Origin of the sequence: Burkholderia plantarii (assembly GCF_001411805.1) — a bacterium.
GTDB classification, from domain to species: domain Bacteria; phylum Pseudomonadota; class Gammaproteobacteria; order Burkholderiales; family Burkholderiaceae; genus Burkholderia; species Burkholderia plantarii.
Genome location: NZ_CP007213.1, coordinates 1,349,579 through 1,368,712, shown reverse-complemented (window position 1 = coordinate 1,368,712; position 19,134 = coordinate 1,349,579). Strand labels below are relative to the sequence as shown.

Genomic DNA, 19,134 nt, shown 5'->3' with positions numbered 1-19,134 from the left:
CACGCTCCGAGATATCGCCCGCCGTCCGATCGACGGGATGCGCGATCATCGCCCGCACGCTAAACTTATAAAAGTTGAATTTCATCAACATGAGCTTCATTTTTTCTGAACGAAAAAATTCCTCGATGCGCGAAATCAGTCTTGATCGCCTGCGCACGCTAATCGCGATCGCGGATCTCGGATCGTTCGCCGCCGCCGCACAATCGCTGCATCTGGCGCCACCCACCGTGAGCCTGCATGTCTCGGAACTCGAGGCACGGATCGGCGCACCCCTGCTGTCGCGCACGCGCGGCAACGTGCGGCCGTCGGCGATCGGCGAGGTGCTGATCGAGCGCGCGCGACGGCTGCTCGCCGACGTCGAGGCCACGCTCGACGACGTGGAGCGGCAGGTGCAGGGGCTGGCCGGACGGGTGCGGCTGGGCGCGTCCACCGGCGCGTTCGCGCATTTGCTGCCGCAGGTGCTCGCGCAGCTGCGCCGCGACCATCCCGACATCGACGTGCAGATCGCCGTGCTGACCTCGCGCGACACGCTCGAGCGGCTCACGCACGGCGCGCTCGACATCGGGCTGGTGGCGCTGCCGCAGGCCGCCGTGGCCGGGCTGACGATCGCGCCGTGGCGACGCGATCCGGTGGTGGCGTTCCTGCCCGCCGACTGGACCGTGCCGCCCAGCGTGAGCCCGGCCTGGCTCGCCGCGCGGCCGCTGATCCTCAACGACGCCACCACGCGCCTGTCGCGGCAGACCGCCGAATGGTTCGCGGCCGGCGGCCATCAGCCGGCGCCGCGCATCGAGCTGAACTACAACGACGCGATCAAGAGCCTGGTGGCGGCCGGCTACGGAGCGACGCTGCTGCCACACGAGGCCGGCGCGCCGCTGCCCGACGCGCGCATCGCGATGCGCCAGCTGCGCCCGGCGCTGTGGCGCGAACTCGGCATCGCACACCGTACCGGCGCGGCCGAGCTGGCGACGCGGCATGTGCTGGACGCGCTGTGGGCGCTGCGGGCGGATTGAGCGGCGGGACAGCGAGCGTTCGTCCCGTCCTGACGTTCGGCGCACACCTGCGACGATGTCGATCGACTGACGCGACTGGCATCCGTCCCGGCCGGCGCCGGCGAAGCGCCATGCCCGCGTGACTCGTCCGGAGCCCGGCACCGGCTCCGTCGCGCCTCGACGACCCACCACCCGGCCCGCGAGCCGCCGCGCCACGCACCAACCCGAACCATCCGCACCAATCCCGGTCGGCATGCCGCGCCAGTCGCGTGCATCGCCGGCGCCTCCGTTGATGCCTTGCCGCCGCGTCGCCTCGGCCGGCAAGGCCATCGCCGACACCCCGCACATGGCACGAGTCTTGATAGCTCTTCCCATAACTTGTACACAAGAGAGGATACGAGATGCGCGGCTGGACGATTTCGGATTGGCTCGCCGCTTACCGCGATGGCGCCCGGCCCGCCGAGCTGCTCGGCGCTCTGCTGGCCACGCTGCGCGACGACGACGCGGCCTGGATCTCGCGCGCGGCACCGGAGGTGCTGGCACAGCAGCTTCAACGCCTCGACGGCCTGCTGGCCGACGCGGGCGGCGACATCGGCCGCCTGCCGCTATACGGCGTGCCGTTCGCCGCCAAGGACAACATCGACGTCGCCGGCTTCGAGACCACGGCGGGCTGCCCGGCGTTCGCCTACCGGCCCGGCGCGCACGCCACGGTGGTCGAGCGGCTGATGGCGGCCGGCGCGATCGCGATCGGCAAGACCAACCTCGACCAGTTCGCGGCCGGCCTGGTCGGCGTGCGCTCGCCCTACGGCATCCCGCCCAACGCGTTCGATCCGGCATACGTTTCGGGAGGATCGAGCTCGGGCTCGGCCACGGTGGTGGCGCGCGGCCTCGTGCCGTTTTCGCTCGGCACCGATACGGCCGGCTCCGGCCGCGTGCCGGCCGGGCTCAACAACATCGTCGGCCTCAAGCCGACGCGCGGCGCGCTCAGCAACGCCGGCGTGGTCCCGGCCTGCCGCACGCTCGATTGCGTGTCGGTGTTCGCCACCACGGTGGACGACGCGCTGCGCGTGTACGACCTCACCGCGGCGCCCGACGTCCACGACGGCCTGTCGCGCACGGCGCCGGCCGACGCGCACGCCTGGCAGTTGCCGGCCGCGCCGCGCTTCGGGATTCCCGCCGAGCCGGAATTCTTCGGCGACGCGCTCGCCGAACGCGCCTTCCACGCGGCCATCGCGCGGCTGCGGGCGCGCGGCGCGACCTGCGTGCCGATCGATTTCTCGGTGTTCGACCGCGTCACGGCGCTGCTCTATCACGGCCCGTGGATCGCCGAACGCTACGCGGCGATCCGTGAATTCGCGAGGGACCACGAGGCGCAGATCCACGAGGTCGTGCGCGACATCATCTTCAAGGCGCGCGACTTCTCCGCCGCCGACGCGTTCGACGGCATCTACCGGCTCGCCGACCTGAAGCGCGAGGCCGGCGCGATGCTGGCGCAGTGCGACGCGCTGGTGGTGCCCACCGCCCCGACCCATTACCGGATCGCGGACCTGCTCGCCGATCCGGTCCAGCTCAACAGCAACCTCGGCAAGTACACCAACTTCGTCAACCTGCTCGACCTGAGCGCGATCTCGGTACCGGCCAACCTGCGCGAGGACGGCCTGCCGTCCGGCATCACGCTGATCGGCGACGCGTGGCGCGAGCGCGCGCTGGCCGGCTTCGCGCAGGCGTGGCACCAGGACACCGGCCTGACGCGGGGCGCCACCGGCCTGCCGATCGTCGCCGCCACCGCTGCCCCCCGGCCCGCCGCCGTGCCGGACACCGGCATGGTGCGCGTCGCGGTGGTGGGCGCGCACCTGCGCGGGATGCCGCTCAACCACGAGCTGACCTCGCGCCACGCGCGCTTCGTCGAGGCCACCACCACCTCGCCCGACTACCGCCTCTACGCGCTCGCCGGCACCACGCCGCCGAAGCCGGGCCTCGCGCGCTCGCGCAGCGGCGCCTCGATCAAGGTCGAACTCTGGGATCTGTCGATCGCCGGCTTCGGCAGCTTCGTCGCCGGGATTCCCACGCCGCTCGGCATCGGCACGCTGACGCTCGCGGACGGGCGCCAGGTGAAGGGCTTCATCTGCGAGCCGCACGCGCTCGCCGATGCCCGCGACATCACCGAGTTCGGCGGCTGGGCCAGCTATCTCGCCAGCCAGTCCGGCGCGCAAGCCGCGTCACGTTTCTGAGGCCGACGCATCATGTTCGATACCGTCCTGATCGCCAATCGCGGCGAAATCGCCTGCCGTATCGCACGCACGCTGAAGCGCATGGGCATCCGTTCCGTGGCGGTCCATTCCGACGCGGACCGCAACAGCCTGCACGTGAGCGCGGCCGACGTGGCGGTCCCGCTGGGCGGCGACACGGCCGCCGAGAGCTATCTGCGCATCGAGTCGATCCTCGCCGCGGCGAAGCAGACGGGCGCGCAGGCCATCATCCCCGGCTACGGCTTCCTGTCCGAGCACGCCGGCTTCGCGGCGCGCTGCGAGGCCGAGGGCATCGCGTTCATCGGCCCGACGCCGCGCCAGATCGAACAGTTCGGCCTGAAGCACGCGGCCCGCGAGCTGGCCGCGCAGGCGGGCTTGCCGCTCGCGCCCGGCTCGGGGCTGCTGGCCGACGCGCGCGGCGCTCGCGAGGCCGCGGCGGCCGTCGGCTACCCGGTGATGCTGAAAAGCACGGCGGGCGGCGGCGGCATCGGCCTGACCCGCTGCAACGACGAAGCGGAGCTGCTCGTCGCGTTCGACTCGGTACGGCAGCTCGGGCAGGCGTTCTTCGCGAACGGCGGCGTGTTCGTGGAGCGCTTCGTCGATCGCGCGCGGCACATCGAGGTGCAGATCTTCGGCGACGGCCGCGGCAAGGTGGTGGCGCTCGGCGAGCGCGACTGCTCGCTGCAGCGGCGCAACCAGAAGGTGGTCGAGGAAACCCCGGCCCCGAACCTGCCCGCGCGCGTGCGCGAGGCATTGCTGGCCGCGGCCGAAAACCTGGGCCGCTCGGTGGCCTACCGCTCGGCCGGCACGGTCGAGTTCATCTACGACGCCGCCCGGCAGGCGTTCTACTTCCTCGAGGTCAACGCGCGCCTGCAGGTCGAACACGCGATCACCGAGAGCGTCACCGGCATCGATCTGGTCGAATGGATGGTCCGCACCGCGGCGGGCGAGCCGCCCGCGCTCGATCACGCCGCCACGCCGCGAGGCGCCGCGATCGAGGTGAGGCTCTACGCGGAAAACCCGCTGCGCAACTTCGCGCCGAGCCCGGGCACGCTCACCGAAGTCTCGTTTCCGGACGACGTGCGCGTGGACGGCTGGGTCGAGACCGGCACCGAGGTCGGCCCCCATTACGATCCGATGCTCGCCAAGCTGATCGTGCATGGCGAGGACCGCGCCGCGGCGATTGCCGCGATGGCGCGCGCGCTCGACGCCACGCGCCTGTCGGGCATCGCCACCAATCTCGACTATCTGCGCAGGATCGTCGCCAGCGAGGGCTTTCGCGCAGGCGAGGTGTCGACGCGCCATCTGGACGCGTTCGACTACCGCCCCGCCGCGGTCGAGGTCCTCGAGGCGGGCACCTATACGACGATCCAGGACTATCCCGGCCGAACCGGCTACTGGGACGTCGGCGTGCCGCCGTCCGGGCCGATGGACGACTGGGCGTTCCGGCTCGCGAACCGCATCGTCGGCAATCCGGAGCATGCGGCCGGCATCGAAACCACCGTACACGGGCCGACCCTGAAATTCCACGGCGACGCGATCATCGCACTGACCGGCGCGCCGACGCCGGCCACGCTCGACGGGCTGCCGGTCGCGTTCTGGGCGCCCGTCACGGTGCGCGCGGGTCAGCTGCTGCGCATCGGCAAGGCCATCAGCGGCTGCCGCACCTATCTCGCGGTTCGCCACGGCTTCGACGTGCCGGTCTATCTGGGCAGCCGCGCCACCTTCGCGCTCGGGCAGTTCGGCGGCCACGCGGGCCGCACGCTGCGCCCCACGGACGTGCTGCCGATCGCCGATCCCGGCCTGCCGGCGACGGCGGATCTCGCCGCGATTCATGCGCCCCGCGCGCTGCCGGCCGAACACGTTCCCACCTACGGCGGCAGCTGGGAGATCGGCGTGCTGCACGGCCCGCACGGCGCGCCCGACTTCTTCACGGCCGAATCGATCGACACGTTCTTCGCCAGCGAGTGGGAGGTGCATTACAACTCGAACCGGCTCGGCATCCGGCTGAACGGGCCGAAGCCGCGCTGGACCCGCTCGGACGGCGGCGAGGCGGGCCTGCATCCGTCCAACATCCACGATTGCGAATACGCGATCGGCAGCATCAACTTCACGGGCGACATGCCGGTGATCCTCACGCGCGACGGCCCGAGCCTCGGCGGCTTCGTCTGCCCGGTCACGATCGCCAGGGCGGAACTGTGGAAAGTGGGCCAGGTGAAGCCCGGCGACCGCATCCGTTTCCGCGAGATGTCGTTCGACGAGGCGCTCGCGCTCGAGCAGCACCAGGACGCGATCGTGCGCAGCGGTGGCGACGAACCGGCGATCGCGCCGGCCATCGTGCCCGGCCTCGCCGGCGCGCGCGGCTCGCCGATCCTGTTCGAGGCCGCGGCCGGCGCCGAACGTCCCAAGACCGTGTTCCGCCAGGCCGGCGACAAGTACGTGCTCGTCGAGTACGGCGAGAACGTGCTCGACCTGAACCTGCGGTTCCGCGTGCATGCGCTGATGGAAGCGTTGCGGGCCGAGGCGCCGGCCGGCATTCACGAACTCGCGCCGGGCGTGCGCTCGCTGCAGGTGCGCTACGACAGCCGCGTGCTGGCGCAGCGCGAACTGGTGGCGATCCTGGCGCGGGCCGACGCCACGCTGCGCGACGTCGGTACGATGCGGGTGCGAAGCCGCATCGTTCATCTGCCGATGGCCTACGAGGATTCGGCCACGCTCGACGCGGTGGCGCGCTACCGGCAATCGGTACGCGACACGGCGCCCTGGCTGCCCAGCAATACCGGCTTCATCCAGCGCATCAACGGCCTCGACTCGGCCGACGCGCTGCGCGACAGCCTCTATCGCGCCAGCTACATGGTGCTCGGCCTCGGCGACGTCTATCTGGGCGCGCCGTGCGCCGTGCCGGTCGATCCGCGCGACCGCCTGCTGACCTCGAAATACAATCCGGCGCGCACCTATACCGCCGAAGGCACGGTCGGCATCGGCGGCGTCTACATGTGCGTCTACGGCATGGATTCGCCTGGCGGCTACCAGCTCGTGGGGCGCACGCTGCCGATCTGGAACAGGTTCCCGAAGAACCGCATGTTCACCGACGGCAAGCCGTGGCTGCTGCGCTTCTTCGACCAGATCCGCTTCTATCCCGTCACCGAGCGCGAACTCGACGCGCTGCGCGCCGATTTCCGCGAGGGCCGCGAGCCGGTGCGCATCGAGGAGGAAGTTTTCGATCTCGGCGCGTACAACGCGTTCCTGCAGCGCATCGAGCCGGAACTGCGGACGTTTCGCGCGGCGCAGCGGCAGGCGTTCGACGCCGAGCTCGCCCACTGGGCGCGCAGCGCCGAAGCCGCCGACGACGCGCCGGCCGCCGCCGGTCGCGAGGGCGGCCATGAGGCCGGCGCCGGCGCCGACACCGACGCCAGCGCCAATGCAATTCAGGCCGACATCAGCGGCAGCGTCTGGAAGCTGACGGCCGCGCCCGGCGATACGGTATCGGCCGGCGACACCTTGATGATCCTGGAGGCGATGAAGATGGAATTCCCGATCGTTGCGCCGCGCGACGGCACGATCAAGGACTTTCACTGCCGGCCGGGTATGATGGTCCACGCGGGTGCCCCGCTGGTATCGCTCGAGTAAACTTTTCCCTTCTGCAATCGCCCAGGAACCAGACATGGTGGACAACCGCGCGCCGGACGGACCGGCCAAGCACGCGAACAATCTGGCCGTGCAGATCTACACGCAGTTGAAGGCCGACATCTTCGACTTTCGCCTGCTGCCCGGCGACAAGTTCAGCGAAGGCGATATCGCGTCGCGCATGCAGGTGAGCCGCACGCCGGTTCGCCAGGCGCTGTTCTGGCTGCAGCGCGAGGGCTATGTCGACGTCTACTTCAAGAGCGGCTGGCAGGTTCGCGCGTTCGATTTCAAGTACTTCGAAGACCTCTACGAAATCCGCGTGATGATGGAGACCAACGCGATCGCGCGCATCGTCGACGAGGGACTGGTGGGCCAGCTCGATCCGCTGCGGGCGATCTGGTGCGTGTCGGCGCGCAAGCGCGAGCAGGACGGCGTGAAGGTCGCCGCGTTCGACGAAGGCTTCCATGCCGGCATCGTCGCCGCGGTCGGCAACCGCGAGCTGTCACGCATGCATGCCGACGTCACCGAGCGCATCCGCATCATCCGCCGGCTCGATTTCACCAAGGCGCCGCGAATCGCCGCCACCTACCAGGAACACGCGGCGATCCTCGACGCGATCACGGCCGGCGACGGCGCCGCCGCGCAGAAGATGATCCGCTCGCACATCGCCGAGAGCCAGGCGGAGGTGAAGCGCATCACGCTCTACATGATGCAGACGGCGCGCGAGCGCTACAACGCGAGAGAGGAAGCGTGACGCTCACCGCAAACGGGCGCGCCGCACCAATTTGAAGTAGGCGCGCACCGAAGCGGCATCGGAACGGGTCCCGGCGGCCCCGTTTATTTTTTTATTTCCGCGCCCGCGCTCGAATTTCCCTTCGTGGCACGAAAGCTGCTTCTTGCATCACGTCTTGTATCCAAGACCAGATACAACTTTCCACCACGAGGGACAATCCATGAAGAAGCGCGAGTTCTTGAAGGTCGCATCGGCAGTCGGGATGGCGGGGATGGCGGCCAGGGTGCCGTCGGCATTTGCCGAGGGCAGCGACAAAGGTCCGATCAAGGTCGGCATCCTGCATTCGCTGTCGGGCACCATGGCGATCTCCGAGACCTCGCTGAAGGACACCGCGCTGATGACCATCGCGCAGATCAACCAGGCCGGCGGCGTGATGGGGCGCAAGCTCGAACCCGTGGTGGTCGATCCCGCCTCGAACTGGCCGCTGTTCGCCGAGAAGGCCCGCGGCCTCCTCACCCAGGACAAGGTCGCCGTCGTGTTCGGCTGCTGGACCTCGGTGTCGCGCAAGTCCGTGCTGCCCGTGTTCGAGGAACTCAACGGCCTGCTGTTCTACCCCGTCCAGTACGAAGGCGAGGAAATGTCGCGCAACGTGTTCTACACCGGCGCCGCGCCGAACCAGCAGGCGATCCCCGCCACCGAATACCTGATGAGCGCCGAGGGCGGCGCCGCCAAGCGCTTCTTCCTGCTCGGCACCGACTACGTCTACCCCCGCACCACCAACAAGATCCTGCGCGCGTTCCTGAAGTCCAAGGGCGTGCAGGACGCCGACATCCAGGAGGTCTACACCCCCTTCGGCCACAGCGACTACCAGACCATCGTCTCGAACATCCGCACCTTCTCGCAGGGCGGCAAGACCTGCGTGATCTCCACCATCAACGGCGACTCCAACGTGCCGTTCTACAAGGAACTCGGCAACCAGGGCCTCAAGGCCACCGACGTGCCGGTGGTGGCGTTCTCGGTCGGCGAGGAGGAACTGCGCGGCATCGACACCAAGCCGCTGGTCGGCAACCTCGCCGCCTGGAACTACTTCATGTCGCTGCGCAACCCCGAGAACACCAGGTTCAAGGCGATGTTCGCGGACTGGGTGAAGAAGAACAACCTGCCCGGCGGCGCCAAGCGCGTCACCAACGACCCGATGGAGGCCACCTATGTCGGTATCCACATGTGGAAGCAGGCCGTCGAGAAAGCCAAAAGCGTTGACGTCGACAAGGTGCGCACGGCGATGGTCGGCCAGAAGTTCAACGCGCCGTCGGGCTTCGTGCTGGAGATGGACGGCAACCACCATCTGCACAAGCCGGTCATGATCGGCGAGATCCGCGCCGACGGGCAGTTCAACGTGGTCTGGCGCACCAAGACCACGATCCGCGCGCAGCCGTGGAGCCCGTACATCCCGGGTAACGCCGGCAAGCCCGACGTGGTCAGCTCGATCGGCGATTTCCTGCGCCGCCGCCGCGCCGCCGCGCTCGCGTAAAGCACCGCCCCCGGGACCGGCGGCGCGCTTCATGTCCATGCCGCGCGCCGCCGGTCCCGCGATGTCCTCGCTCGACGGATCCCTCCCATGACCCTGCGCTCCTTCACGCGCGTGCTGCTGGTTTGCGCGGCATGCGCCCTCGGCAGCCCCGCCGCCTTCGCGCTTCAGGCCGCCGACACGGCCGCGCTGGCCGGCGACGACTTCGACGCGAAACTCGCCGCCATCGATCACCTCGCCGCGGCCGGCGACGCGCCGTCGGTCGCGCTGCTGCACGCGCTCGCCGACGGCACCGCGCTCGCCACCGACAGCGGCGCGCTGCTGCTGCAGGCCGACGACGGCAGCACCCGCGACGCGCTCTCGGGCGCCGTGGTGCCGCCCGGCGACGCCCAGCCCGTCACGCTCAACAACCTGCTGCGCAGCAAGGTCGCCAGCGCGCTGTCCGGCCTCGACCTCGCCTCGCCCGATCTCGCCACGCGCACGGCCGCCGTCGATGCGCTGCTGAAGAATCCCGACGCCTCGGAAAAACCGCTGATCGACCGTGCCCGCGCGAAGGAAACCGACCCGACGCTCAAGCGCCGGCTCGACGCGCTGTGGGCGATCGCCGCGCTGCACGACGCCGATCCGGCCAGGCGCCTCGAGGCGGTGCAGCTGGTGGCCGCGCGCCACGACCTCGACATGATCGAGCAGCTGCGCCCGCTGGTGGCGAAGCAGGCCAACGGCGCCTACGCCGAACCCGACGCACGCGTGCGCGAGGCCGCCCGGCAGGGGCTCGACGCGCTGCATGCGCTGCAGGAGCGCGGCGAGATCGCCAGCACGCTGTTCGCGGGGCTCTCGCTTGGCAGCGTGCTGCTGCTCGCCGCGCTGGGCCTGGCCATCACCTACGGCCTGATCGGCGTGATCAACATGGCGCACGGCGAATTCCTGATGATCGGCGCCTACGCCACCTACGTGGTGCAGACGCTGTTCCAGCGCTACGCGCCGGGCGCCTTCGACTGGTATCCGCTGGTGGCCGTGCCGGCCTCGTTCGCGGCCGCGGCCCTGGTCGGCATCGTGCTCGAGCGCACCGTGCTGCGCCATCTCTACGGCCGCCCGCTCGAAACGCTGCTCGCCACCTTCGGCGTGAGCCTGATCCTGATCCAGGCCACCCGCATGATCTTCGGCGCGCAGAACGTGCAGGTGGCCAACCCCGCCTGGATGAGCGGCGGCGTGACGGTGATGCAGAACCTGATCCTGCCGTACAACCGGATCGTGATCCTCGCGTTCTCGCTCGCGGTGGTGGCCGTCGCCTGGGGCGTGCTGACCAGGACGCGGCTCGGCCTGTTCGTGCGCGCGGTCACGCAGAACCGCCGGATGGCCGCCTGCGTCGGCGTGAAAACGGCGCGCGTCGATTCCTACGCGTTCGCGTTCGGCGCCGGCATCGCCGGGCTCGGCGGCTGCGCGCTCTCGCAGATCGGCAACGTCGGGCCCGACCTCGGCCAGAACTACATCATCGATTCGTTCATGGCGGTGGTGCTCGGCGGCGTCGGCCAGATCGCCGGCACGGTGGTGGGCGGCTTCGGCCTGGGCCTCGTCAGCAAGGCGATCGAGCCGTTCTGGGGCGCCGTGCTCGCCAAGATCGCCGTGCTCGTGATGATCGTGCTGTTCATCCAGAAACGCCCGCAGGGCATGTTCGCCCTGAAGGGCCGCAGCGCGGAGGCTTGACGCGATGACCTCGATCACCTCTTCCTCCCTGACGCCGGCCACGGTGCCCACGCCCTCGCCCGCCGGCGCGCCCGGCTTCGCGCTCGGCCTGCCGCCGCGCGCGCCGCTGCTCTCGCGCCGCGCCTGGCTCGCGCTCGTCGCGCTGTGCCTCGCGATCGGCATCGGCGTGCCGCTCGCCGCGCTGGTCGCGCCCGAGACGAGCGCGTTCCACCTCTCGGCCTACGCGATGACGATCGCCGGCAAGTTCATGTGCTACGCGATCGGCGCGCTCGCGCTCGACCTCGTCTGGGGCTACTGCGGGATCCTCAGCCTCGGCCACGGCCTGTTCTTCGCGCTCGGCGGCTACGCGATCGGCATGTACCTGATGCGCGAGATCGGCCACGACGGCGTGTACGGCAGCAACCTGCCCGACTTCATGGTGTTCCTGAACTGGAAGCAGCTGCCGTGGTACTGGAGCGGCTCCGATCATCTGGGCGTCGCGCTCGCGCTGGTGGTGCTCGCGCCCGCCGCGGTCGCCTGGGTGTTCGGCTTCTTCACGTTCCGCTCGCGCGTGAAGGGCGTGTACCTGTCGATCATCACGCAGGCCATGACGTTCGCCGCGATGCTGCTGTTCTACCGCAACGAGACCGGCTTCGGCGGCAACAACGGCTTCACCGACTTCAAGCGCATCGCCGGCTTCGGCATCACCACGCCCGGCACGCGCACGGTGTTGCTGCTGCTGACGTTCGCCACGCTGGTGCTCGCGTTCGTCGCCGCGCGCGCGATCGTCACCTCGAAGCTCGGCCGCGTGGTGACCGCCGTGCGCGACGGCGAAACGCGCCTGATGTTTCTCGGCTACAGCCCGCTCGCCTACAAGCTGTTCGTGTGGACCGTGTCGGCCGTGCTGTGCGGCATCGCCGGCGCCCTCTACGTGCCGCAGGTCGGCATCATCAATCCCGGCGAGATGTCGCCCGGCAACTCGATCGAGATGGCGATCTGGGTGGCCGTGGGCGGGCGCGGCACGCTGATCGGGCCGATCCTCGGCGCGTTCGCCGTGAACGGCGCCAAGAGCTTCTTCACCGCCTACTTCGCCGAATACTGGCTGTTCTTCCTCGGCCTGATCTTCGTGCTGGTGCCGCTGCTGATGCCGCGCGGCATCGTCGGGCTGGTCGAGGCCCTGCTGAAACGCGGAGCGAGCCGATGAGCGACCACGACACGACCCTGACCGTGAGCGGCGTGGCCTCGATGGGGCGCGTGGTCGAGCCGGGCACGATCGACACCTCGCACGGCACGATCCTCTATCTGGAGGACATCGAGGTCAGCTTCGACGGCTTTCGCGCGCTCAGGAAGCTGTCGCTGGCGATCGACGCGGGCGAGCTGCGCTGCGTGATCGGCCCGAACGGCGCCGGCAAGACCACCATGATGGACGTGATCACCGGCAAGACCCGGCCCGACTCGGGCAAGGTGTTCCTCGGCCAGACCATCGACCTCGCGCGGATGAACGAGCCCGAAATCGCGCGCATCGGCATCGGCCGCAAGTTCCAGAAGCCGACCGTGTTCGAGGCGCACCCGGTGTGGGAGAACCTCGAACTGGCGATGAAGGCCGACAAGGGCTGGCTCGCCTCGCTGCGCGCGCGGCTCGATCGCGCGGCGCAGGCCCGCATCGAGGAAACGCTCGAACTGATCAAGCTCGAGGACAGCGCCTATCGGCTCGCGGGTGAACTCTCGCACGGCCAGAAGCAGCGGCTCGAGATCGGCATGCTGCTGATGCAGCAGCCCGCGCTGCTGCTGCTCGACGAACCGGCCGCCGGCATGACCGACCACGAGACGATGGAACTCGCGCAGTTGCTCAACACGCTGCGCGGCACCTGCTCGATGATGGTGGTGGAGCACGACATGGAGTTCGTCGCGGCGCTCGCGGGCGAGACCGGCCGCGTGACCGTGATGGCCGAAGGCGCGGTGCTCGCGCAAGGCACGCTCGATCAGGTCAAGCGCGACGAGGCCGTGATCGAGTCGTACCTCGGACGCTGAAGGACACACCATGCTGAAGATCGAATCGCTGAACCAGTACTACGGCGGCAGTCACATCCTGCGCGACGTGAACCTGAGCGCCGAGGCCGGCAAGCTGACCGTGCTGCTCGGGCGCAACGGCGTGGGCAAGACCACGCTGCTGCGCTGCCTGATGGGGGTGGTGGCGGCCAGGCGCGGCACCATCGCGTGGCAGGGCCGCGCGCTCGACGCGCTCGCGCCGCACGCACGCGTGGCCGCCGGCCTCGCCTACGTACCGCAGGGCCGCGATATCTTTCCGCGCCTGACGGTGGAGGAAAACCTGCTGGTGGGCGCGGCCAGCCGCAAGGCGCCGTCGAAGGTGCCGGAGCGGATCTACGAACTGTTTCCGGTGCTCAAGGACATGCGCGCGCGGCGCGGCGGCGACCTGTCGGGCGGCCAGCAGCAGCAGCTGGCGATCGGCCGCGCGCTGATGAGCGAGCCGCAGTTGCTGATCCTCGACGAGCCGACCGAGGGCATCCAGCCGTCGATCATCCAGGACATCGGCCGCACGCTGCGGCAGCTCGTTGACGAGACGGGGATGACGGTGCTGCTGGTGGAGCAGTACTACGATTTCGCGCGCTCGATCACCGACCATTACTGGGTGATGAGCCGCGGCGAGATCGTGGCGGGCGGCGCGGGCAGCGAGATGGAACAGAACGGCGTGCGCGAGTTGATCGCGGTGTGAGCCGATACGCGCCCCGCCCACGGCACGACGCCGAGGGCGGGGCGCGTCCCGCTCAATGGCCACGCACGGTGCCGAACAGGTTCACGATCGTGATCCCCACGATGATCATGGCGATCCCGCCGACCGAGGCGAGATTCGGCATCTGCTGATACCGGAACGCGGCGACGATCGTCACCAGCGTGATGCCGAGGCCCGACCACGCCGACGAGATCAGCGACATGGGCAGGCCCTTCTGCGCATTGGCGAGGCAGGTGATCGCCACCCCGTAGCCGATCACCACCAGCACGAGCGGCCAGGGCTTGGCGAAACCGTCGCTCTCCTTGAGCGCCAGGGTGGCCATGGCCTCGGCGACGATGCCGAGCACCAGGACGAAATACGCGGACATGACAGGACTCCGTTCGGTTGGCGGGTGAACGCTCAGCGGCTCACGTCGACGATCTCGTCGGCATAGAAGCCGTTGAACGGCGCCCGCACCGACACCGAATACGCCCCGACCGACTGGAACTCCAGCCAGTCGCCCTCGTTGACGTCGGCCGGCAGCGAGTACGGAAACGCGAGCCGGTCCATGCTGTCGCAAGTCGGGCCGAACAGCTGGAACGCGGCCTGTTCGCCGCCCTCGTACGGTTCGCCATGGCGCCATACGCGCAGCGGAAACTGCAGCCATTGTTGCGCGGACAACAATCCACCGAAGATCCCGGCGCCGCAGAACACGTCCGCGTCGCGCCGCAGCAGCACGCGCGCGAACAGGGACATGCCGCCGTACACGAGCCCGCGTCCCGCCTCGCAGATCAGGTCGAGCTGGCGCAGCGCCGGCGACGCCTCGATCCGCGTGTTGATCGACGCGAGCAGCGCCGCCGTATCGCTGCTGCTGTTCAGGTAGACGCCGGGGAAACCACCGCCGACGTCGAGGCTGCGCACGCGCGTGCCCACGCCGCCGACGATGCGCTCGGCGTCCTGCAGCGCCGTCAGATACGGCGCCGATTCGACGGCCTGCGAGCCGACATGGAACGACAGCCCGACGCCCCAGCGCGTCGAGGCGCCGATCGTCTCGACCAGCGCCGCCGCGTCGCCCACGGCCGCGCCGAACTTCCCGCGCAGGTCGAACACCGCTCCCGATTCGGATGGCGCGTAGCGGACGTACATCATGATGTCGGCATCGGACGACGGCAGCACGTCGCGCACCTTGCGCAGCTCGGTCTCGCTGTCCACCACGAACGCGCGCACGCCGTGGTTGCGATAGGCCACGTCGATCGCGTGGCGCGACTTGACGGGATTCATCAGGTATTGCGTCGCGCCGGGTATGGCCCGCGCGACCTGCGAGACTTCCTCGAGCGACGCGACGTCGAAGTGCGTGACGCCGCCGCGCGCGAGCGCGTCGAGCACCTCCGGCAGCGGATTCGCCTTGACCGCGTAGAGGACCCGGCCGGCGAACTGCTCGCCGAAGAGCCGGGCATTGCGGGTGATCCAGTCCCGATCGATCGTATAGAACGTATCGGGAGCATCCGTGCTGAAGTATTTTCCGAGATTCATCGCGCTGGCCCAGGAATTGGAATTGGAATGTTTTCATCAGCAAGCTTCATGCCATTTTCCAAATTCCCGCAAACCGCCATTGAATCAAATCCAATATGGAATTCTTGTACACATGATGGAATCCCAAGTTGGGTGCAAAAATGAATTGACTGCCAATAAAGCGTGCAATACCGCACATGCTTGGTGCCACGCTTCATGACATTACCATCCGTCAGAATCGGTAATTAGCGAATCCGGCGTGAATGACCGATGTCCGGCACGACCTCTCGAAACGATCCTTCAACCAGGCAAGAAGTTATCCTAACTACATGAATATTTAACAATTTGTGGCAATGCGCGGCCCGTATCGACGGGTCGCGCTCGCTGCCATGCGGCCTCTTCCGGCCCGGCATGCAAGGCTCCCCGCCTTTTCCTGGCACACGCTTTGCTCTCAATGATTTCGATTGCGACGGACGATGCCAGACACGATCCATCGCACCGGCTGAACCTTGAGAGATCGAAAATGAGCAAAAATAATTTTTGCCGTGCTTTTGGCCATTGCCCCGGCGCATTCCGGCCGTTCCTCGCTGCGCACCATCCTCCTCCGACATCCGCCTCGACCGAATAGCGCGTAGCCGCTGCGCATTCGTTCATATTGGCATTCAGCAATCCGGCCCGCGATTTCGCGTTTGGCCGCGGTTAATCTATTGACTCGACGAGATTCAGGTCATGGACTATTGCGCTTTTCATTCCGGGAATGCCGAGGCATTTCTCGATTCGCGAAACCTGTCATTCGCTTCATTGGAATCCGTCGCGAAACTGCAATACGACGACGTGAAATGCACGCTGGTCACCAGTTCGCCGGTGCATGGCGTGGCCAATGCCGCCAGTGACATCGACCTGATCTGCATTACCGCGGCCGACGATGATCGCGGCGCGATGGCCTCGCAGATCCATCACGACGGCCAGCACCTCGAAACCGTGGCGTTCGCGACCGGCGACGTCGAGACCGCGATGCGCGCGCTCGCCGATTACCGCGCGGCCGGCCCGCTCGACACCTTGCTGGCCTACCGGCGCTGGGACGCCACGCAGGCCGTGTCGCGCAAGTATCTGGAGCGGATCGTGAGCGGCGTGGCGACCGATCGCGGCGTGCCGTACCTGGGCTGGCACACGGCGCTCGGCGGCATGTGGGCGGTGGCCGCCTTCGATGCGTTCCGCCAGTCCGCCGGCTTCGCGCTGCTCGCGCTGCGCTGCGGCGAGACGCGCGGCGCCGGCGCCTACGCCGCCAACGCGCTGCTGCATCTGATGAACGCCATGCTGTCCCGGCGCGGCTGGACCGTATCGAACAAGAAGTGGACGCGGCTGCGCTGGCGCCGCGCGTCCGGCTCGCTGCTGGCCGGCGACGACGCCGCCGCCATCGAGGCCATCGACGCGCTGTGGCGCGACACGCTTCCGGCCTGCACGACCGGCCTTACCGAAGCCGACGCGGCGCGGCTCGTCGCGCTGGTCGAGCTTGCCGACGCCGATTTCGGCTTCGAGGAGGCCTACGCGACGCTGCGACCGAAGCTGCGCCAGCCGGAGCGCGCGCCGTTCCTCCCCGGCAGCCACGTGGTGTTGCGGCAGGACGGCCGCGCCGCCCTGCTGCCCGGCGTCGAGACGCCCGCGTCGCTGACGGCGCAGGCCCGCGATCTGGCCGCGGTGTCGCCCGAGCTGGCCCGACATCTGCTGGCGGGCGCGCGCGCCGGCGTGATCGGTTTTTCGCTGACGGACTCCCTTTCCTGAGTGGATCGCCATGACTGCCATGACTGCCATGCCCCCCGCCTCCCCGCCGATCCGCTGGTTTCCGAAACTGGCCGCCGGCCAGCTCCGCCCCGGCGCGACCCTCGCCGAAACGCTCGCCTCGGTCGCCTGGCTGCTGATGACCGAACTGCAGGCCTACATCGAAGACCTGGAAGGCGCCGCCGACACGCCCGATGTCGTTGACGTGCTGCGCATCAAGATCGCCGAGCTGCTGCTCGACATCGACTACCGCCTGTCCGGCGCCATCGCGCCGGACGAGCTGCACGGGTTCGCGCTGTGCGCCGAATACGGCCTCTCCGAAGTCGCGATGCTGCCGGGCGCCGAGGCCGTGCGCCGGCTCGGCGGCGGCGCAGCCCACGACGGCCACGACGCGGCGGCGCTGATCGACACGCTGCGCGCCGCGCTCGCGGCCTTCCCGGGCGAGCTGTTCAACCCGCTGCTGCCCGGTACGCAAGGCCAGGTACTGCGCACGCTGCGCGCCTGGGACAAGCTGTGCCGGCTCACCGGCCAGGACGCGTCGTTCCTCGCCCCGCTGATGAGGTCGCTATGAACGGCCACGCCGATCTGTCGCGCGCCGCCGCGCTCGCGCGCAAGACCTCGTTCACCGAGCGCTACGGCGCGCTGTTCGGCCGCGAGCAGGGACTGATGCTGCGCATGGCCGGCCTGACCGCGGCCGAGCACTCGGCCGACGGCGCCTGGATCACCGACGACACCGGGCGCCGCTGGCTCGATTTCGGCTCGTTCGGGCTGCATCTGCTCGGCCATCGCCACCCGGCCGTGGTCGAGGCGCTCGGCGCACAGCTCGGCCGGATCGGCCTGTCGAGCCGCATCCTCGCCAACGAGCAGGCGATCCGCGCTGGCGAGGCGCTGGTGGCCGGCGTGGGCCGCCCCGGCAACGGCGTGCTGTTCGCGAACAGCGGCTCGGAGGCGATCGAGGCCGCGCTGAAGCTCGCGCGCATGCAGACCGGCCGGCGCAGGATCCTCGCCCTCACCCATGCCTATCACGGCCGCACCGCCGGCGCGCTGGCGATCAGCTACGGCTATCGCGGCCACGAGGCGCTGATGCACGGCGAGGATGCCGTGTTCGTCGACGCGGGCGATCTCGACGCGGCCGAAGCCGCGCTCGCGAACGGCGACATCGCGGCCGCGATCTGCGAGCCGGTGCAGGGCGAAGGCGGCATCCGCCCGGTGGACGCCGGCTTCCTCGACGCGCTGGCGGCACTGTGCCGGCGCCACGACACGCTCGTGATCCACGACGAGATCCAGTCGGGCCTCGGCCGCGCCGGCGTGCTGTGCTGCGGCTCGCCGGCCGACATCGTGGTGTTCGGCAAGACGCTCGGCGGCGGCGTGTTCCCGGTGGCCGCGGCCGTCTACGACACGAGCCGGTTCGGCGCGCCGGCCCGTGACCCGGTGGTGCATGCCTCGTCGTATGCGGGCAGCGCGCTGGCCGGCGCCGTGGTCCAGGCCGTGCTGTCGGTGGTCGCAAACGACGCGTTCCTCGCCCGCGTCGAGCAGCTCGGCACGCTCGCGCTCGGGATCCTGCGCGAGCGGCTGGCCGCCTGCCCCGCCGTGGTCGAGATCCGCGGCCGCGGGCTGATGCTCGGCGTCGAATTCGACTCCAGCCGCCCGGTTGCGCAGACGCTGATCGAGGCGGCCCACCGCGACGTGCTGATCGCGTTCTGCCTGAGCGCGACCAACGTGCTGCGCGTGTATCCGAGCGCGCTCACCGCCCCCGACGAACTGGCGGCCGGCCTGCAGCGCTTTTGCGATGCCGTCGAGGCCGCCGTTCGCCTGACCCATTCCTGAAGGAGCGACCCATGCCCCAAGTTCTCAACAGCGTGTTCCTCGGCCGCTTCGAGCGCGCCGACGTGTGGCCGATCCTCGCCGATTTCGCGCGCTATCCCGACTTCATGCCGGACGTGCTCGAGGTCCAGGTGCCGCCCGCGGCCGGCGGCGAGATGCACAGCACCTGGCGCGTGCTGCTCAACGGCAGCGAACTGACCTGGACCGAGGCCGACCGGCTGGTCGAGCACGAACGGATCGAATTCCACCAGACCGACGGCGACCTCGAAACCTGGTACGGCGAGTGGGTGCTGGTCGAGCGCGACGACGGCCTGCACGTGGACCTGAGCGTCACGTTCGACATCGGCATCCCGTCGCTGGCCGACGTGCTGCATCCGATCGGCGAGCGCGCGATCCGCGCCAACAGCCAGCAGATGCTGGCCGGCATCCGCGACCGTCTCCACGCGCGGCACGCGGCGGCCCTCGATGCGCAGCGCTGA

Annotated in this window: 16 protein-coding genes; 13 read left to right on the top strand and 3 right to left on the bottom strand. The window is 69.2% G+C overall.

The features are described from left to right. Positions 1 to 125 precede the first annotated feature (125 nt). The 9 genes from bpln_RS23130 (at position 126) to urtE (ending at position 13,543) form a co-directional block, all read left to right on the top strand. Complete coding sequence (locus tag bpln_RS23130; RefSeq protein ID WP_042627590.1) at positions 126 to 1,010, top strand: LysR family transcriptional regulator; 885 nt, start codon at positions 126 to 128, stop codon at positions 1,008 to 1,010. Between the two features lie 380 nt (positions 1,011 to 1,390). Continuing rightward, entirely contained in the window at positions 1,391 to 3,220 is a 1,830-nt protein-coding gene (gene atzF, locus bpln_RS23125) for an allophanate hydrolase (RefSeq protein ID WP_055140117.1), read from the top strand. Positions 3,221 to 3,232: 12 nt separating this feature from the next. After that, entirely contained in the window at positions 3,233 to 6,868 is a 3,636-nt protein-coding gene (uca, locus tag bpln_RS23120; protein WP_055140116.1) for an urea carboxylase, read from the top strand. 34 nt (positions 6,869 to 6,902) lie between these two features. Then, the gene (locus tag bpln_RS23115; protein ID WP_055140115.1) at positions 6,903 to 7,619 is read left to right on the top strand and encodes a GntR family transcriptional regulator; all 717 of its coding nucleotides are present in this window, start codon (positions 6,903 to 6,905) and stop codon (positions 7,617 to 7,619) included. A gap of 199 nt (positions 7,620 to 7,818) precedes the next feature. Continuing rightward, positions 7,819 to 9,129, top strand: coding sequence for an urea ABC transporter substrate-binding protein (urtA, locus tag bpln_RS23110; protein WP_055140114.1), 1,311 nt, complete (start codon positions 7,819 to 7,821; stop codon positions 9,127 to 9,129). Positions 9,130 to 9,216: 87 nt separating this feature from the next. Then, complete coding sequence (gene urtB, locus bpln_RS23105) at positions 9,217 to 10,830, top strand: urea ABC transporter permease subunit UrtB (RefSeq protein ID WP_080937074.1); 1,614 nt, start codon at positions 9,217 to 9,219, stop codon at positions 10,828 to 10,830. 4 nt (positions 10,831 to 10,834) lie between these two features. Beyond that, a complete protein-coding gene (gene urtC / locus bpln_RS23100; protein ID WP_055138121.1) occupies positions 10,835 to 12,013 on the top strand; it encodes an urea ABC transporter permease subunit UrtC in 1,179 nt (392 codons plus the stop codon). Further along, positions 12,010 to 12,840 (top strand): urea ABC transporter ATP-binding protein UrtD, encoded by an 831-nt coding sequence (gene urtD, locus bpln_RS23095; RefSeq protein WP_042624043.1) that lies wholly within the window; start codon positions 12,010 to 12,012, stop codon positions 12,838 to 12,840. Before urtC ends, urtD begins: the two co-directional genes overlap by 4 nt. 10 nt (positions 12,841 to 12,850) lie before the next feature. Continuing rightward, positions 12,851 to 13,543 (top strand): urea ABC transporter ATP-binding subunit UrtE, encoded by a 693-nt coding sequence (urtE, locus tag bpln_RS23090; RefSeq protein WP_055140113.1) that lies wholly within the window; start codon positions 12,851 to 12,853, stop codon positions 13,541 to 13,543. 52 nt (positions 13,544 to 13,595) lie between these two features. Here urtE and bpln_RS23085 read toward each other — a convergent pair whose 3' ends face one another. Genes bpln_RS23085 through bpln_RS36000 form a run of 3 tightly spaced genes read right to left on the bottom strand, consistent with a single transcriptional unit; the run spans position 13,596 to position 15,270 of the window. Then, on the bottom strand, positions 13,596 to 13,928 hold the full coding sequence (locus bpln_RS23085; protein WP_042627583.1) for a DMT family transporter: 333 nt from the start codon (positions 13,926 to 13,928) through the stop codon (positions 13,596 to 13,598). Positions 13,929 to 13,960: 32 nt separating this feature from the next. Then, on the bottom strand, positions 13,961 to 15,073 hold the full coding sequence (locus tag bpln_RS23080) for an alanine racemase (protein WP_055140112.1): 1,113 nt from the start codon (positions 15,071 to 15,073) through the stop codon (positions 13,961 to 13,963). Further along, the gene (locus tag bpln_RS36000; RefSeq protein WP_141755035.1) at positions 15,070 to 15,270 is read right to left on the bottom strand and encodes a hypothetical protein; all 201 of its coding nucleotides are present in this window, start codon (positions 15,268 to 15,270) and stop codon (positions 15,070 to 15,072) included. Before bpln_RS36000 ends, bpln_RS23080 begins: the two co-directional genes overlap by 4 nt. Before the next feature lie 511 nt (positions 15,271 to 15,781). Here bpln_RS36000 and bpln_RS23075 point away from each other — a divergent pair. The 4 genes from bpln_RS23075 to bpln_RS23060 are packed head-to-tail and all read left to right on the top strand — an operon-like array spanning position 15,782 to position 19,134. Continuing rightward, positions 15,782 to 16,834, top strand: a complete 1,053-nt coding sequence (locus bpln_RS23075) for a DUF6001 family protein (protein ID WP_063891321.1) — start codon at positions 15,782 to 15,784, stop codon at positions 16,832 to 16,834. Positions 16,835 to 16,844: 10 nt separating this feature from the next. Next, positions 16,845 to 17,402 (top strand): DUF6031 family protein, encoded by a 558-nt coding sequence (locus bpln_RS23070; RefSeq protein WP_208459445.1) that lies wholly within the window; start codon positions 16,845 to 16,847, stop codon positions 17,400 to 17,402. Further along, complete coding sequence (locus bpln_RS23065; RefSeq protein WP_055140110.1) at positions 17,399 to 18,658, top strand: aspartate aminotransferase family protein; 1,260 nt, start codon at positions 17,399 to 17,401, stop codon at positions 18,656 to 18,658. The genes bpln_RS23070 and bpln_RS23065 overlap by 4 nt, the downstream gene beginning before the upstream one ends. Positions 18,659 to 18,669: 11 nt before the next feature. Then, positions 18,670 to 19,134, top strand: coding sequence for a type II toxin-antitoxin system RatA family toxin (locus bpln_RS23060; protein WP_042627578.1), 465 nt, complete (start codon positions 18,670 to 18,672; stop codon positions 19,132 to 19,134).